The organism is Chryseobacterium potabilaquae, from assembly GCF_902728265.1.
GTDB classification, from domain to species: domain Bacteria; phylum Bacteroidota; class Bacteroidia; order Flavobacteriales; family Weeksellaceae; genus Chryseobacterium; species Chryseobacterium potabilaquae.
This window is the reverse complement of record NZ_CACVBR010000103.1, coordinates 1-1205: the sequence shown is the minus strand read 5'-3', so window position 1 is coordinate 1205 and position 1205 is coordinate 1. Positions and strand designations below refer to the sequence as shown.

Here is a 1205-nt window from a genome sequence, read left to right as displayed (position 1 = left end):
TCCTGATGCATCTGAGCCTCAGATACTGAATCCGAAACTTGCAAAATAAAATCTCTTACTGATACTCCATAATCAATCTCTTCTCGAAGGACCAATGTATTAACAAAGAAACCTATCAAATCCTCTAAACCTGCATGATGACGATTCGCGACCACAGTGCCTAATACAATATCTTTTTGTCCCGAATAAGAGGATAATAGCAAATAATATCCTCCCAGCATTACACTGTATAAACTAACCCCTAAATCTCGAGACAAGAGTCTAAGTTCCTCTCCTAAAGTATCTGCGATACTAAAATGTACCGTATTTCCTTCATAAGAAATAACCGAAGGACGAGCATAATCTAAAGGAAGATTTAAAGGTTCTACTTCCAAAAGTTTAGTCTTCCAATAATCCAACTGTCTATCTAATACTTCCCCTTGAAGATAATCCCGTTGCCATAAAGCAAAATCTTTATACTGAATACGTAACAAGGGTAAAGAAACGGAACTATTCGTTAGCAAATCTTGATATATAGATCGTAACTCTTCTAAAAATATATCTGTAGACCAACCATCAAAAGCTATATGGTGAACAACTATACTGATATAAGAGCTGAGCTCATTGCTATTATTCTTTTCTTTTTTATGGAATACACAAACTGAAATAGGAAGTTCTTGGGACAAATCAAAAACTCTATTAACTTCTTGAGATATAAGATCTTCTAACTGCTTAGAACTCTCCACATAAGCCTCTTTAATGCTGAGCTCCTGATCACTCACATACTGATACCCTACGCCCTCTGAACTGGTTACAATCAAAGTACGTAGAATATCATGTCTGGACAGAAGAGCTTTAAAAGATTCTGCTAAAATACTTAGATCAACTTGTGAAGATAATCCAAAAACCATAGGAATATTATACGCAGAACTTCCTCCTTCATACTGATCAATAAACCATAAACGCTCCTGAGCAAAAGATAAAAGTTGCTGCTCAGGACTATGAACCGCTATAGGACAGATCATCTCTACAATATCAATTGATAAACCTTCTAGTACTCCTGCTAATCCATAGATGGTTTTATAGCTAAACACCATCGCTACACTGGCCTGTAAACCTAACCCCTGATGAATCTTACTAATCAATTTAATAGCCATAATACTATTTCCTCCTAAGCGGAAGAAGTCATCATGTAAACCTATACTTTCTACAGGTAAACCTAAAAC

The 1205-nt window shown here is 35.9% G+C and carries 1 protein-coding gene; it reads right to left on the bottom strand.

The features are described from left to right. Nucleotides 1-1205, bottom strand: a 1205-nt coding sequence (locus CHRY9293_RS18345) for a condensation domain-containing protein (RefSeq protein WP_228455602.1), incomplete at both ends; no start/stop codon positions are given.